The sequence below is a fragment of the Nonomuraea recticatena genome (genome assembly GCF_039533245.1).
Lineage (GTDB): Bacteria > Actinomycetota > Actinomycetes > Streptosporangiales > Streptosporangiaceae > Nonomuraea > Nonomuraea roseola.
In genome coordinates, this window is sequence record NZ_BAAATE010000180.1 from 1 (window position 1) to 564 (window position 564).

Sequence of the window (564 nt, forward strand, 5' to 3'; positions counted from 1 at the left end):
TGGAGGCGGTCACCGAGGCGGCCTCCGCCACGGGGGACGATCCGGCGCTGGACGCGCTGTTGATCCGGTTCCACGTCGAGACCGCCGCCCGCCGCGGCGGGGCGTTGGCATTGGAGCTCGACGGCCTGGACCAGGAGCAGTGCCTGGTGCTGTTGCACGAGAAGGGGGAGCAGAGCCGGTGGCAGCCGGTGTCGCCGACGCTGATGACGCATCTGGTGGATCATGCCTACCATCGCGGGGCGCGTGAGCCGACCAGCAAGGTGCTGCGCTACCACAACGGCAAGCCGTTGACCTACCGGCGCTACGACGGGCTGTGGGACCGGCTGCGCGAGCACGTCGAGCCGGTGCGCACGCAGAACATCTCCACGCACTGGTTGCGGCACACCACCCTGAAATGGGTGGAGCGCAACTTCGGCGAGGCGGTGGCCCGCGCCTACGCCGGTCACCGCTCCAGCGGCGACGCCAAGCCCGGCGCGATCGCGGTCTACACGAAAGCCGACCTGGAGGAGGTCGCCACCGCGCTGTCCGTGCTGACCGGCGAGCCGCACCCGCTGGCTCTCGGCA

Annotated in this window: 1 protein-coding gene; it reads left to right on the plus strand. The window is 70.7% G+C overall.

The annotated features are described in order from the left end of the window. On the plus strand, positions 1 to 564 hold a 564-nt coding region (locus tag ABFX50_RS51040), incomplete at both ends, for a tyrosine-type recombinase/integrase (protein WP_346158559.1).